This is a genomic window from Nocardia sp. MH4 (assembly GCF_019266065.1).
Lineage (GTDB): Bacteria > Actinomycetota > Actinomycetes > Mycobacteriales > Mycobacteriaceae > Nocardia > Nocardia canadensis.
In genome coordinates, this window is sequence record NZ_LPNR01000116.1 from 1180 (window position 1) to 15502 (window position 14323).

The window sequence follows — 14323 nt, forward strand, 5'->3', positions numbered from 1 at the left end:
GAGGGGTGAGACGTACCGCCGAAGGCGCAGTATCACCCCTCGGCGGCGAGGTCACGAGGCCGAAACCCGCGGCGCCAGCCGCCAATTACACAGTCGTCACATCCAGCTCGCCCTCGGCGTACTGCGCGCGCAGCCGCTTCTTGTCGAACTTGCCCACACTGGTCTTGGGCACCTCGGCGATGAAGGTCCAGCGCTCCGGCAGCTGCCACTTGGCGAACTTGTCGGCCAGGAAGTCACGCAGTTCGACGGCGTCGGCGGCGGCGCCCTCGGCCAGCACGATCGCGACCAGCGGGCGCTCGTCCCACTTCTCGTCCGGCACGCCGATCACGGCGGCCTCGGCGACGGCCGGGTGGCCCATCACCGCGTTCTCCAGGTCCACCGAGGAGATCCACTCGCCGCCGGACTTGATGACGTCCTTGGAGCGGTCGACCAGGGTGAGGTAGCCGTCGGGGCTGATCTTGCCGACGTCGCCGGTGCGCAGCCAGCCGTCGTCGAACTTGTCCGGGTCGATCTCGGCCCCGGTCGGCGAGTAGTAGGAGCCGGTGATCCACGCGCCGCGGACCTCGAGCTCACCGAGCGACTCACCGTCGTTCGGGACGACCTTGCCGTCGTCGCCGACGAGCCGGGCCTCGACATTGGCCGGGAAACGGCCCTGCGTGTAGCGGTAGGCCCAGGCCTCCTCGCCCTCGACGCCCGCGGGCGCGTGCGCGACGCTGCCCAGCGGGGAGGTCTCGGTCATGCCCCACGCGTGCAGGATGCGCACGCCGTGCTTCTCCTCGAACGCGCGCATCATGGCGGGCGGCACCGCGGAGCCACCGACGACGGCGGTGCGCAGGTGCGAGATGTCCTGCGGCTGCGCGGCCAGACCCGCCAGCACGCCGCCCCAGATGGTCGGCACGGCGGCGGCGAAGGTCGGCTTCTCGGCGGCCATCATCTCCAGCAGCGGGCCGGGCTGCAGGAAGCGGTCCGGCATCAGGATGTTCGCGCCCGACATCAGCGCCGCGTACGGCAGGCCCCACGCGTTGGCGTGGAACAGCGGCACGATCGCGAGCACGTAGTCCCCGCCGTGGAAACCCATGCCGTTGGGCGAGTTCACCTGCATCGCGTGCAGCCAGTTGGAGCGGTGCGAGTAGACGACGCCCTTCGGGTCGCCGGTGGTGCCGGAGGTGTAGCACATGGCGGCGGCGGAGCGCTCGTCCACGACCGGGAAGTCGAACTCGGCGGACTGGCTGTCGAGCAGCTCGCGGTAGGAGTGCACCTGCACACCTTCGGGCGCGGTCAGTGCGGCGGCGTCGCCGTTGACGACGATCACGTGCTCGACCGTCTTCAGGTTCGGTAGGTACTGAGCGAACAGCGGCACCAGGGTGCCGTCGACGAGCACGACCTTGTCCTCGGCGTGGTTGGCGACGAACACCAGCTGCTCCGGGAACAGGCGGATGTTGAGCGCGTGCAGCACCGAGCCCATCGCGGGCACCGCGATGTAGGCGACCATGTGCTCGTTGTTGTTCCACATGAAGGTGCCGACGCGGTCGCCCTCTTCGATGCCGAGCCCGCGCAGCGCGTTGGCCAGCCGTGCGGCGTCGGCGCCGAGCTCACGGTAGGTCATGGTGCGCACACCGTCGCCGGTCCAGGTGGACACGGTCGAATTGCCCTGGAAGGTGGCGGCATAGTTGAGCAGTTTGGCCAGCGACAGCTGGTCGTCCTGCATGGTGCTCAGCATCGAAAACTCCTTCGGTCTCGCCGCGGCATGAGCCACGTCACAAGCGGATGCTACCGAAGGGAGCGCGGGCGGCAACCGTTTCCCAGCGTAACTTTTCCTGGTGAACGGTGTGTTCAGCGTCAGCCCTCTTGCGTGCGGTGCGGCGGTTGCGCGTCGGGGCCGCGATGATGCGCGGGCACGCCGGGGCCCGCGTGCTCGGCGTTGTGCACCGCGTCGACCACCAGCCTGCGGACGTGGTCGTTCTCCAGGCTGTAGTAGATCGTGGTGCCCTCCCGACGGGTGCGCACCAGCCGCGCCATCCGCAATTTGGCCAGATGCTGCGACACCGACGGCCCCGGCTTGCCGACCTCGGTCGCCAGTTCGTTCACCGACAATTCACGGTCGGCCAGCGCCCACAGCACCTGGACCCGGGTCGGATCGGCGAGCATCCGGAAGACCTCGACGACCAGCCCCACCTGGTCCTCGGCCAGTGGTGCGCGGACCGGGTCGCCGTCTGCGTTCATGCGCAGATGATAGGCCCGGCCGGTCAGCGCAAGGCGAGGTCGGCCAGCGCGGTCCAGTCGGCCAGCACCTGCTTGCGGCGGACCCGGTCGCGCCCGACCATCTCGTCGAGAGTGGCGCCGCGGACCAGATTGATGGTGAGCCAGAAGGTGCTCTCCAGCCGCTCGCGGGTGATCGCGGGGTCGATCAGCCCGGCGCAGCGGTCGAGCAGCTCGACGGTCAGCTCGTGCTGGACGCGCAGCATCTCCCGGCGCAGCGGCGGATCGTTGGCGATGCCGACGTAGAGCTCGACGGCGGCGCGGCCGAGCTGCCCGGCGAACGTCGCGGTGACCAGTTCGACCAGCACCGCGCCCGCCGCGCTGTCCCCCGGCAGGGCTTTGGCCTTGCGCTGCATGGCTTCTCGCTGCCGCTCGGTGAGATGTCCGATGGTCTGCGCGAACAGCTCGCTCCTGGTGTGGAACTGGTGCAGCTGCGCGCCCCGGGTGACCCCGGCCCTGGCGGTGATGTCGGCGATCGAGGCCCCCGCGTAGCCGACCTCGGCCAGGCTCTCGATCGCGGCATCGAGCAGCAGGGTCCGCGTTCGCAGACTCTTCTCCTGATGCTTGTTCGGTGGCAGCTCGGGCATCGACCCAGTATAGAGGGTGAAAATTCCATGCTGCCTTGCACGCAATTCAGTGCTGGACGTACTGTGTCGAGCATGGCTGTTGACCGGATGCTGCCCACCGACGAAGCGCGCGAGCTGATCGAGCTGACCCGTGACATCGCCGACAAGGTGCTCGAACCGCGCGTCGCCGAGAGCGAGAAGACCGGCGTCTTCCCCGACGGCGTCTTCCCCGCACTCGGCGCGGCCGGGCTGCTGAGCCTGCCGTATCCGGAGGAATTCGGCGGCGGCGCGCAGCCCTACGAGGTCTACCTGCAGGTGCTCGAGGAACTGGCGAGCCGCTGGGCCGCCGTCGCGGTCGCGGTGAGCGTGCACGGCCTGTCCTGCCATCCGCTGTTCACCTATGGCACCGACGAGCAGAAGCAGCAGTGGCTGGCGAGCATGCTCTCCGGCGAGACCATCGGCGCCTACAGCCTGTCCGAGGCACACGCGGGCTCCGACGCCGCCGCCCTGCGCTGTCGCGCCACCCCGGTCGACGGCGGCTACCGGCTCACCGGCACCAAGGCGTGGATCACCAACGGCGGCCGCGCCGACTTCTACACCCTGTTCGCCCGTACCGGCGAGGGCTCGCGCGGCATCTCCTGCTTCCTGGTCCCCGCCGACACCGCGGGCCTGAGCTTCGGCAAGCCCGAGGAGAAGATGGGCCTGCGCGGCATCCCCACCACCACCGCCGCCTACGACGACGCCTTCCTGCCCACCGAACGCCGCATCGGCGACGAGGGCCAGGGCCTGTCGATCGCCTTCAGCGCCCTCGACGCGGGCCGCCTCGGCATCGCCGCCGTGGCCACCGGTGTCGCCCAGCGCGCGCTCGACGAGGCCGTGGCCTACGCGAAGGAGCGGGAGGCGTTCGGCCGCAAGATCATCGACCACCAGGGTCTGGGCTTCGTCCTCGCCGACATGGCCGCCGCCGTCGACACCGCCCGCGCCACCTACCTCGACGCCGCGCGCCGCCGCGACGCCGGACTGCCGTACTCGCGGCAGGCCAGCGTCGCCAAGCTGGTCGCCACCGACGCCGCGATGAAGGTGACCACCGACGCGGTCCAGGTCTTCGGCGGCTACGGCTACACCCAGGACTTCCCGGTGGAGCGCTACATGCGCGAGGCCAAGGTCATGCAGATCTTCGAGGGCACCAACCAGATCCAGCGCCTGGTGATCGCGCGCCATCTCGCCGGGTGAGCTACCCCGCAACGCGCTGATCACACAGCCTCAGCCCGTTCCGGCAACCGGCCAGTAAACTGGACGGCGTCTCGAGACCTCGGGCGAAAGAGGTGCGCGATGCTGTGGTGGTTGATCGTGATCGTCGTCGTGTGCGTGGTCGCGCTGCTGTATCTGCGCGCCGAGCAGAACAAGCGGACCGCGCGCGAACTCGACGAAGCGCAGGCCGATGCCAGAGTGACGATCGAACGGCTCGGCGGCCAGGTGTACCAGCTGTCGCCGCGCAACGAAGCGGCCCGGCAGGCGCTGGCCGACGCGTCCGAACGCTACAACGCCGCGGGCGGGCAGATGGACAGGGCGAACTCACCCGTCCAGGCCCGCCTGGCCAAGCAGACGGCAGTGGAAGGGCTCTATTACATCCGGGCTGCGCGCACGGCGATGAATATGGACCCGGGCCCGCCGGTACCGGCCCTCGATGGTCAGGACATCGCGGGACAGGTCGACCAGCAACGGGTCGTCGAGCACAACGGTCGCCGCATCGCCGCTTCCCCCACCCCCTCCCAGGGCACGCCGAATTATTACCCCGGCGGGCGTGTGGCCGGACGGCCGGTCCCCGCGGGGTGGTATTCGGAGCCGTGGTGGAAGCCCGCGCTGATCGCCGGCGCCTGGGGCGCCGGTTCGGCACTGCTGTTCACGACATTGTTCGCCGGGATGTCCGGAGTCGGCTACGACGCCCAGGCCTTCGAGGACGGCACCGGCGAAGCGGCACTCGACCAGGGCGAGGTCGGCCAGGATCCGGGGTACGACCCGGGTCAGGATTCAGAGGGGTGGGGCGGCTCCGATGGTGTCGAGGGTGGATACGACAGCGGCGGGTTCGACAGCGGCGGTGGATTCGACGCGTTCTGAACCAGGCGGCGGGCCGGGACCTGCCCTGGCGCCACCGAGATAGCCGGGGCCGGGATGCGACGGGGGCACCACGCCACGACGAATCATGTTGCGGCCATGCGGGTCTGGGCTCATGTCGCAGCTCACGTCGTGCCGGTGCCGACCGTCGGCGCGACTGCGCGCGGTAACCACCGCCTCGACCCGGATGCCGGGTAACAGTCGGCCGGCGGCGATCGGATCGCCTCGGTCCGCCCAGAGCGGGGGCACACCGGCCGCAGATAGTCCGCCCTGCGCCGGACACTTCCGAGCCTGGACCTGCGGCGGGACCTTCCGGGTCTCTGCCTGCATCGGGACTATGCAGGTCTCGACTTCCGCCGGGACCATCCGAGGCTCGACCTCCGCCAGGACCATCCGAGGCTCGACCTGGATCGTGGCGACCGCATCGAGGTCAGCCCGGCCGTAGCCGACCGCGGCGGGGCAGACCGAGCCGCCGGGTACGTCGCCCACCGGGTCCACAGGCGAGAGTTCCCCAGGGCAGGACTGGCCGCCACCCCCCACGCCCCCCGTGGTGACGACCGCGCGTTCGGCCGCATCGCCCGAGTCCGCAGGACCATCCCCGATTGCCGACTCGGCAGGACCGGTCGCCACGGACGGCTCGGCGAGGTCCGACTCCGCGGGATCGGCACCGGGTGTGGGCCGAGTCGGTTCGGCCTGGCCGGGTAGCGCGAACCCGAACGTGGTGAGCAGCGAGAGGATCGGCTCGACCGGCGATGAACCCTTCGGGAGGACCAGGTCCAGCGTGGGGCCCAGGTCAGCCGACGGCGGTCCGAGTTCCCATGACGGAGCATCTCCTGCTGCCGCGTCTTCCGTGGTGGATCGTCCGAGCTCCGGCAGGAGAGCGTCGAGGATCGGGGGCGACAGGTCCGGGCCGACGGCCGTGACCAGCGGGAGGTGCTGGGCGGTCGGAGTGTCCTCGGCGGCGGCCACGCCGGCGATCGACAGCGCGGCGAACACCATGCCGGTCAGCAGCACACCACGGACGTAGCCGGCCGCGCGCATCACCCACTCCTTCCTGTCTCGTCAGTACTGGTTCTTCCGGTCGGCGACAAGCCGCGCCCGTCAGCTGGGCGTGCGGCACTCCGACAACTCCCCCGCGTCCCGCCGAACCTGCTTGGACGCGGGCAGCCGCTGGGCGACCACCCTGATCCGCGGATTCTCGTTCTCGATCTGCTGTGCCGAGGCGGCGAGCAGATCCCTGGCGACGCCGCGCAGCCGATCGGTATCGGCGATATCCACGCCGCCCATCTCGCCCGCCCGCGCGCGGTCCGCCTGCCCGAGCCGCTCGAAGAGCCCGACCAATTCCCCCTGCGCGGAGCGCCATTCGTCGGGGTAGAGGTCCGGGATCGGTAGCCGGCCGGCGGTATCGCGCGCACCGTCGGCCGCGGCGGCCCGGCCACCGAGGATCATCGCCGCCGTGTCGCGATACTGCGCCGGCGTGAGCGCCCCGGCTTCGCGCTCGGCCGCTTTCAGCTCCGCCCGATATCGGGTCTGCAGCGAACAGACGGACCGATAGAACGCGAGCATGGTCGATTGCGTCGCCGCGCTCGCGCCCTCGATCGCCTCGGCGCGCGCCGCAGCAGCCCGATCCACCTGCGACGACGCCGAATCCGGATCGACCAGCCCGCCGTCGACCGCGCACCCGCCCAGCCCCACACACACCGCCGCGGCCAGCACGAGCGCCCTCACCACCTGCGCACGCCGAGCCATCCGATCGACACGGACAACCCCGGCGGCACGGCGCGACTCGACGCGCCGTGCCGCCGTAAGCGGGACCCCACAACCATGACCACGTACTCCTCGCGAGAAGACAGAAAGTCAGTGCGTGCACGAATGCCCGACCAGGCCGGGCGGAAGCCACCGGGAACGCTAGAACACCGAAACCCCACCTCAGGGGCCCACACCCGTTTCAGATCAGCGTGTCGCCGTGTTCGCCGACACCGCGCACCCCGTCCCCAGCTTTGCTACCCCCCAGCCCCCGCACGCTATACTCGGCACGGTCGAACCGGGCCCCACCCCGACCCCGACCAACCCCGCCTTCGTAGCTCAGGGGATAGAGCACCGCTCTCCTAAAGCGGGTGTCGCAGGTTCGAATCCTGCCGAGGGCACAAGCATTTATGCAGGTCAGGCGACTTTCTTTCCGTTGCCGTTCGACCCTTCGACCCGTTCCGTACGCAGTTTGTACGCAGTAGCGGCGAACCCCTTGCGGGCCGAGTCGAGCTTGGTGGCCACGTCGTCGAGGTCGTCGTCGAACAGGTCCGAGTAGAAATCCAGCGTGGTGCTCGGCTTGTCGTGTCCCAGCATCCGTTGCAGCGCCAGCACCGATGCGCCCTCAGACACCGCCAGCGAGGCCGCAGTGTGCCGGAGCTCGTGCGGTGTGAGCCCTTCCAGTCCGGCAGCTTTCGCGGCAGCGTCGAACCAATCCCGGCGCATGTTGCGCACCCGCAGCACCGCACCTTGCGACGAGGTGAAGACCTCCGCGTCAGCACTTCGGCCGGCAAGACGTTGAGTCAGCGGCTCGACCAGGAACGCCGGGAACGCGACACTGCGCCGTTGGTGATCCTTGGGAGCCTTCGTCACCAACTGCCCGTCAACCTCGGTGATGGTCCGCTCGACCTGGATTCGGTTGCGCGCGATCGACACAGCGGAGACCTGCATACCCGCCAGCTCGGCGAACCTCAGACCGCAGTAGGCGAGCACCATCACCGTCAGCCAGTTGCTACCCGCCTGTTCGGCCAGCCGCTCTACCTCCACACCGGACAGGTAGCGACGCTTCGCGAGACGCTGTTTCGGCCGGTCCACCGTGCGGCACGGGTTCACCGCGATCTTTCGCGTCTTCACCGCGTGATCGCAGATCTGGGACAGCACGCCGAGGTTCTTCCGGACAGTGCCGCCCGCCGCGCCGCCCTCAACCTGCGAGGTCACCCATTCCTGAATCTCGTCGTGCATCTCGACCAGATCACCGAGGCGGAGGCTCCCCCACTTCGGCAGGATGTGCCGCTTCACGATGGACTCGTACCGCGAACGCGTCCCCTGCTCCCACGACGGATGACCAGCAAGCCACGCCTTGGCCACGACATCGACAGTCACCCGCCCAGCCGAGGGCGATGCGTGTGCGCCCGTCACGACCGCCGATGTTTGTCCGTCCAGCCACGCCTGAGCGTCGACCTTGCGCGCGAACCGCTTGGAGTGCTCTTTGCCCATCGTGTCGACATACCTTGCACGCCAACGCTTTCCCTTCTCCCACAGCTTGGACGGGACACGATGCAGCGTGCCGTCCGGTCGGCGCTCCTCCTTCGTCCAGAGGTCTTCGACCCCGGCCCGACGGTTGCGGCGGACGGTGCTCACGCGGCATCACCGAGAGCTTCGGCCTCCTGCTCAGCGATCCACGCCAGGATCACCGACTTGCGCCACACACGACGGCGAGCACCGAGCTTGAAGCTGGCCGGACCCTTGCCCACGTGCGCCCACCACCGCCAGGTGGCTTCGGGAATCCCGGTCAGCGCTTCGCAGTCCTTGGCCCTCAGGTACGTGTCTTCGGTGTTCATTTCCGGTTCCTCCCTATGCTGCTGCGGATGTCTGGACGGTTGAAATCTGTTGTGTCCCAATGGTTTCCCGTGAAACACCACCACCACCCGGGGGTCCTTCGTCCTGTGCGAGGCGAGCTGTGATGTATTGGGCGCGCTGACCGATCCGTCGTTGGACCAAGTCCAAGACCAGGTGCGCGCGTGGTGGTGCGTCCTTGTCGCCGGGGCGTACCGGAGTGATCCTCAGGTGCGAGGTATCGGCCATGACCAGACCGACGGCGGCGAGGTACTCGCGGACGTATTCGAGCCGTTCGGCCTTGTGGTCAAGGACGGTCTTGCCGGTCCACTTGTTCGAGTTCTTGCAGCGCCGACCCGGCAGCCCCAGCGATTCGCGGCGGTGTGCGATACCCCGGCACTTGCCCGGCTGGGTCTTCTCGCTGGCGCCCTTGGGCACGATGCCGTAGGTCAGCCACACCGAACACGTCGGCGAGCACGGCGTGTGCTCCAGCTCGGCGTGTAGCCGGTCGTAGTGTTCGGCCACTCGTCGCGAGCCCGGTTCGAGGATTTCCCCGACGCTCTTGGTCAGGTACTTCGTCAGGTAGCGGACCTTGTGATCCATGCCGTCGGAACCGGCCAGGATCTGGACCGCCTTGGACTGGCCGCCGAACTGGAGCGTGTGAGCCGGGTCGAGCTCATCCACGGAATCCATGACCGCGAGCGCGTCGTCCCAGTAGGTCAGCGGGCGATGGGTTTTGGGGTCGACGAAAGTGCCGGCGGAGTAGTCCCAGACCGGCATGTTGGTGTTGTCGTAGACGGGCCGGTCGTAGTGCGGCCACCAGATGTTGACGTAGGTCGCCGCGGTGACCTGGTAGAGCAGCTTGGTCGGGATCGAGCCCCGCAACGCGATATGCAGGTGCGGAGCGGCCCGGCGCTGCGGCTCCACCGTGGCGAAGTACTGGACGTTCCAGCCGACCGCGCGCCGCAGGTTCTCGATCCACTTGGAGAACAGCCGCGCCATGTGGATCGTGTCGCGGGCCTGGCGGGCGTAGTCGTAGGCGTCCGGATCACGCGGGGAGCCGTCGGAGACCATCTTGCCCGTCTCCGGATCGCGTACCTGGTTGATCGACCCGTACGAGGGCAGGGTGAGGGTGAAGAACGTCGACGGTCGGTACTTGCCCTCGGCGTAGGACTGACCCACGGTCGTCTTGGCGACCTTCTTACGCGGCAGGTCGGGCAGGTCGTCACGGCGGCGTGTGGACTTGGCCTTGCGGCGGGGCTTCTCGTCGAGGGCGGGGAGTCGGCCACGCACGCCGAGTTCACGCGCCTCGGTGTCGAGGTCGGCCACCAGCACCTTGATCGCGTCCGCGAGCTCGTCGTCACCGTCGCGGCGAGCATCGTGGTAGTCGCTGAAAAGGCTTGCGCGAGCGGTCAATACGTCCTGTTGCGCCTGGGTGACGACCGGCTCGGGGTCGACCGGTTCGTGTTCGGCGCACCAGCCTTCGCGCAGCTGGGTGATGCGCAGGTACTTGTTCGCCTTCGCGCAGGCCGGGCAGGTCGTGGCCACGGTCGACTTGCACGGGGCACCGACGTAGGAGGTCCGCGAGGTGATCGGGTCGAATGCCCGCATCGGCACGACCCGCGCGCACACGCCTTCCTTCTCGGCGGCAGCTTCGGCGATGTCCTTGATGTCGGGCATCGCGCGACGGTCGGCAGCGGTTTCCCGGTTCGGCGCTACGCCGATGATCGGAGCGGTAGCCATCAGAACCACACGTCCGATCCGTCACCCTCCCACAGCGGGGCGGCGGTCGAACTCGCGAGCCCTCACGTTCGCTGCTTCGTTGAGTGCCTCCTAGTAGCCCTCAGCCGCCTCAGCGGTGTAGGCCGCCAGCTCGATCACGTCGGCAGCGGGCCGCTCGATCTCGACCAGACCGCCCGTGCAGTCGCAGCGGGTCAGCGTTTCCCGGCACGAGCACTCGGAGCCGTCGCAGGTCGGGCAGATCGCCCACGCCGTCGCGGCATGAGCAGCGATGCAACGCGCGTCGGCGCAGTTGCGGGTGAAGCAGTACATGCACCAACCCGCGAAGTTCAGGCGAGTCGGACGCAGAACGGCGGTCGTAGCCGCCTTGGTGGTCTGTGCGTACATGGTTGCCCCCTGGTGTTGGCCGCGTTGCGCTGCAAGTTTATGACTCGTAAACCCTCAAGCCAGCGTTGGTGGATGATGGTGGTTTATGAGTCGTAAACTCAGAGTAGGACCCTCGCCCCATGTCGTCAAGAGGTTCTAAACTCTGTGTCGTGAGCACCCACGATGAGTTCGAAGCCATCCGCAACGACCCGGACCCGATCCGGCGCGGGCTACGCGCTGGCGAACTCATCGGGATCTACAAGCAACGCTCGGTGGAGCTAGCGCGCCTACGAAAGGCCGCGATCGAACAGGCAAACCAGGACCTCGGTTTGAGCTTTTCTGAGATTGGTGAGCGCCTTGGCTTGACGAAGGGTCGTATTAGCCAGATCCGCACATCTGCGCCACCACCAGAGCGCGCCTATTTCGGTGTCGGCCCGGTCGCCATCGGTGTACCGCGCCGGATTGGCATCGAGGAGGGGCGCGAGCGCGCATACATCGATACGAACGACGAGGCCACCCGGTCGATTCTCCAGGCCCTCATGGACAAATATGCTTTGGCCACAACAGATTTCGCTATTCACCCCGACACCGAAGAGGCTCCCGCAGGTGACTGTGTCATCGTCTGCGGTCCAAAGTCAGCGCCGGTCGCCCGCAACCTCTTGGCACACGATCCGCTACTCACCTTCGACCGGAGCGAAGATGGTTGGGCGATCGTGGACCTTCATACCGGCGACCGCCATACCTCGCCGTTCCGGACCAATGGCACACGCAAGGACATCGGCTATCTCTCGCGGCGTATTGCCGACGACCGCGTGATTGTCCACATCGCTGGCATCACCGCCATCGGGTCCGAAGGTGTCGCGCACTGGCTCAAGAACAATCTCGCCACCGTCTACGACCCCGGCGCCAGGCTGACGGACTGCGTCATTGAATGCGAGTTCGACGCGAAGCTCGTCGTAACCGGGAGTCGCTTGCTCGCTGGACCTGAGTCGGTGGCGCTGTGAGACTCGCCGTATCCGCTGCCCAGCTCGCCGCAAACTCCGATGATGACCGCTTGGTTGTCACCAACAACGCCGTCATCGTGTTGGACGGCGCCACGGCTCACGATCCGTCGATGCCGACAGCGGGGAAGTACGTTGACCGCCTGGCCGACGACCTCGCCGAGCTCATCGAAGAACGGCGGGAACTCCCCGATGTGCTGAGATCCGCAGTCGAGCGGACGAGCACGGCATTGAACCTCAGCCCCGGAGCCGCCCCGTCTAGCACTGTGGTTCTCATCCGAGTTCATCCCTCAACTGTCGAGGCTTTGGTCTTGGGCGACTCGTCGGCGGTCTTCGGCCACCGAGGCGGCGGCGTTACCGTCCACACCGACGAACGGCTGTCCGAGCTCGACCTACGCGAAGCGAACACATATCGCGAGCGTCTCGCGGCCGGTTCTGGATACGACGCAGAACACCGGTCGATCTTGCAAGCCCTCCAGACCGCCGAGAGATCGCACCGGAACCAGCCGGGCGGCTACTGGATAGCCGAGGCCGAGCCGAACGCAGCCAGCCATGCCCTGCACGTTCGCTATCCGCGCGATGAGGTTTCGTGGGCTATTGCAGCCACAGATGGCGTGTCAGACACCATGCCCAGGTTGAACACGAACTGGGCAGACCTCGCGCGGATGACGCAGCCTCAGCTGTGCGACTTCCTCCACGTGATGCGAGCTTGGGAAGCTGAGACCGATCCGAACGGCGCGAGGTTGCCACGGGCGAAGCGGCACGACGATAAAACCGTCGCAGTCATCCACCTCTGAACCTCTCAGCGTGCACCTCACCGCACAGGGTTGTTGCTGAAATTCGCTATATAGAGTCAAGGGCGCCTGCGGCGGCGCGTGCGCGCCGCCGCCGCGCAGACGCCGCGCAACGGTCTTGCTCGTACCTCACCGCCCGGCGCGGCGGCGAGTCGGCGACGAGCACGCGCTATCCACAGACGCCGGGACTCCTGACAGCTCAGACAGCATCGACCCGAGAGCGTTGACGAGGGCCAGGAGCAGCCCGTCAGAATTGCTGAACGGAATTCCCGAGCCCGAATCGGCCGACATCCAGCACGATCGACGGCCACCAGCGCACCGAGTCGCATACGTACTGCCGCACGACTTCGTCGCTTGCCTCATAGGACCAGCCTGCCGAACCCGTGCAGGTGGTCATCGAACCGCCACCGGTCCCAGCCGAAAAGGCCGGCATACTTCCCGATCGCCTTGGCCGGTCACCAGGTGCGAGTGAATTGCTGAACGGAATCCGCGGTGAGGTTGGTGGTATCGCGACCGGTGGCCGCGTGGCCCTGTTCTGGGTTGGCCTGCATTGTGATCCCGCGCCCCTCACACCTCAAGGGCGCCGATGGCGTCAGCTTCGCTGATTGCTGAGCAACCCTTGACCTGTGAGCCTCTACGCGTGAACGGCAGGCCGTATCGGGCAGGCGGTGAGCCAGCCCCTTGGTGTGCAACCCAACCCAGAACAGGGCCAACGCCGGTCACCAGAACGAGCGATCAGCAGCATTGCAGGACGTCGCCACCAACCCCTGCGTAATCAATTCCTTAGAGCAGTACGCAGACGTTGGGCCAACGCACTAGCCTGCTCCGGCGTCCAAGGCAACACCCCATTCTCCGCCATCAGCGCATGGAATTGCTGCTCGTGATACGGGACCCCTGGAGGCAGCGGCGAAATATGCCAATGCACATGGGAATTACCTTGCTGGCTGCCCAGACTCAGCAGATAGGTACGTTCGACCTCGACCGTCGCTTCCACTGCCCGCGCCACCTTGTACACCAGAGCCATCAACTGGAGGTAAGCGTCCTCAGCGAAATCTCCCACGACGTGCTCATGATGGACCTTCGGAGCCACGAGGACGTGTCCTAGCAAGGTCGGATACTTGCAGAGGAACGCGATGTCGTTCTCAGTCTCAGCGACCACCTCATGCCATTCGTCACTGCCGGGGCGGACGACCACCTCACAGATAAAGCAGGAGCTCGACTGAACTCGCTGTGTATAGGCTTTCACGTCGAACGGAATACGTTGCATACCAACTGATTCTGCCGACACGGCGGAGGTGTGGCCACTCTTCACTCCGCAGCACCAGCTACCTGGAATCGGACTGAGCGACCTGCCGTGGCCTGGATAGGCTCCGTTGGCCCTGCATCCTCGCTTCGGCATGAGCGGACGTTCGACCGCGCGGGCAACTCGCCTGGAGACGCTTACCGGCCGTGCCCCATTCGTGCCCTGAGCCAGGGTCAAAGGGGGCAAATCCGGGTACCCCACGCGCAACCGGTAGCCCAGGTCAGGCCGTTTTTCCCGCCTATTCGCCTGCTTCCCAAGCTGTTAGATCACCGGCCTTCCCTCGGGACAGGGCCTGAAGGAGGAAGCAGGCGAAAGTCACCCAGGGGCCATGTCAGGCCACGCTTTGGTACGCAGTTGGTACGCAGCAGCACCAGCCGAAGCCATCACGTACCAACGCACGAAGCGCAGTTTTCCCAGCTCAGGCCATCGACACCAACGATGCCAACCAACACCGTGACCAGGCCGAACGCCCGTAGTACGCTCTCCTAAAGCGGGTGTCGCAGGTTCGAATCCTGCCGAGGGCACAAGAATTTCCGCAGGTCAGGTCACTCTGGGTGGCCGCACAGGCCGTCACCCAGTACCCACCGAGAAGGCCCC

General features: G+C 67.2%; 14 protein-coding genes and 1 tRNA gene. 5 read left to right on the top strand and 10 right to left on the bottom strand.

Translation table 11 applies throughout. The annotated features are described in order from the left end of the window. Window positions 1-85: 85 nt before the first annotated feature. The 3 genes from ATM97_RS25615 to ATM97_RS25625 all read right to left on the bottom strand — a co-directional run bounded on the left by ATM97_RS25615 (window position 86) and on the right by ATM97_RS25625 (window position 2846). Window positions 86-1720, bottom strand: coding sequence for a long-chain fatty acid--CoA ligase (locus ATM97_RS25615; RefSeq protein ID WP_218720751.1), 1635 nt, complete (start codon window positions 1718-1720; stop codon window positions 86-88). 119 nt (window positions 1721-1839) lie between these two features. Further along, window positions 1840-2223: a metalloregulator ArsR/SmtB family transcription factor gene (locus ATM97_RS25620; RefSeq protein ID WP_218720752.1), complete on the bottom strand. Its 384-nt coding sequence runs from the start codon at window positions 2221-2223 to the stop codon at window positions 1840-1842. 23 nt (window positions 2224-2246) lie between these two features. After that, window positions 2247-2846 carry a TetR/AcrR family transcriptional regulator gene (locus ATM97_RS25625; protein WP_218720753.1) on the bottom strand — a complete coding sequence of 200 codons (600 nt, stop codon included), beginning with the start codon at window positions 2844-2846 and terminating at the stop codon, window positions 2247-2249. A 72-nt stretch (window positions 2847-2918) separates the two neighbouring features. On the opposite strand from ATM97_RS25625, the gene ATM97_RS25630 reads away from it, so the two are divergent. Next, window positions 2919-4058, top strand: coding sequence for an acyl-CoA dehydrogenase family protein (locus ATM97_RS25630; protein ID WP_218720754.1), 1140 nt, complete (start codon window positions 2919-2921; stop codon window positions 4056-4058). A gap of 99 nt (window positions 4059-4157) precedes the next feature. Then, a complete protein-coding gene (locus ATM97_RS25635; protein WP_255588411.1) occupies window positions 4158-4943 on the top strand; it encodes a DUF1542 domain-containing protein in 786 nt (261 codons plus the stop codon). Here ATM97_RS25635 and ATM97_RS25640 read toward each other — a convergent pair. After that, entirely contained in the window at window positions 4857-5981 is a 1125-nt protein-coding gene (locus tag ATM97_RS25640; RefSeq protein ID WP_218720755.1) for a hypothetical protein, read from the bottom strand. The genes ATM97_RS25635 and ATM97_RS25640 overlap by 87 nt on opposite strands. A 60-nt stretch (window positions 5982-6041) precedes the next feature. After that, a complete protein-coding gene (locus ATM97_RS25645; protein WP_218720756.1) occupies window positions 6042-6671 on the bottom strand; it encodes a hypothetical protein in 630 nt (209 codons plus the stop codon). A 343-nt stretch (window positions 6672-7014) separates the two neighbouring features. Between ATM97_RS25645 and ATM97_RS25650 the strand changes: the two genes are divergently transcribed. Beyond that, a tRNA-Arg gene (locus ATM97_RS25650) sits at window positions 7015-7087 on the top strand. A 16-nt stretch (window positions 7088-7103) separates the two neighbouring features. Here ATM97_RS25650 and ATM97_RS25655 read toward each other — a convergent pair. The 4 genes from ATM97_RS25655 to ATM97_RS25670 all read right to left on the bottom strand — a co-directional run bounded on the left by ATM97_RS25655 (window position 7104) and on the right by ATM97_RS25670 (window position 10649). Beyond that, window positions 7104-8327: a site-specific integrase gene (locus ATM97_RS25655; RefSeq protein WP_218720757.1), complete on the bottom strand. Its 1224-nt coding sequence runs from the start codon at window positions 8325-8327 to the stop codon at window positions 7104-7106. Continuing rightward, window positions 8324-8527, bottom strand: coding sequence for an AlpA family transcriptional regulator (locus tag ATM97_RS25660; RefSeq protein WP_218720758.1), 204 nt, complete (start codon window positions 8525-8527; stop codon window positions 8324-8326). The genes ATM97_RS25655 and ATM97_RS25660 overlap by 4 nt, the downstream gene beginning before the upstream one ends. 13 nt (window positions 8528-8540) lie before the next feature. After that, complete coding sequence (locus ATM97_RS25665; protein ID WP_255588412.1) at window positions 8541-10202, bottom strand: replication initiator; 1662 nt, start codon at window positions 10200-10202, stop codon at window positions 8541-8543. Between the two features lie 153 nt (window positions 10203-10355). Further along, the gene (locus ATM97_RS25670) at window positions 10356-10649 is read right to left on the bottom strand and encodes a hypothetical protein (protein WP_218720760.1); all 294 of its coding nucleotides are present in this window, start codon (window positions 10647-10649) and stop codon (window positions 10356-10358) included. 149 nt (window positions 10650-10798) lie between these two features. Here ATM97_RS25670 and ATM97_RS25675 point away from each other — a divergent pair, with 149 nt between their 5' ends. Beyond that, window positions 10799-11632 (top strand): sigma-70 family RNA polymerase sigma factor, encoded by an 834-nt coding sequence (locus tag ATM97_RS25675; protein ID WP_218720761.1) that lies wholly within the window; start codon window positions 10799-10801, stop codon window positions 11630-11632. A 50-nt stretch (window positions 11633-11682) separates the two neighbouring features. After that, the gene (locus ATM97_RS25680; RefSeq protein WP_218720762.1) at window positions 11683-12426 is read left to right on the top strand and encodes a protein phosphatase 2C domain-containing protein; all 744 of its coding nucleotides are present in this window, start codon (window positions 11683-11685) and stop codon (window positions 12424-12426) included. 772 nt (window positions 12427-13198) lie between these two features. Here the strand turns inward: ATM97_RS25680 and ATM97_RS25685 are convergent. Further along, a complete protein-coding gene (locus ATM97_RS25685) occupies window positions 13199-13690 on the bottom strand; it encodes an HIT family protein (protein ID WP_218720763.1) in 492 nt (163 codons plus the stop codon). Window positions 13691-14323 lie beyond the last annotated feature (633 nt).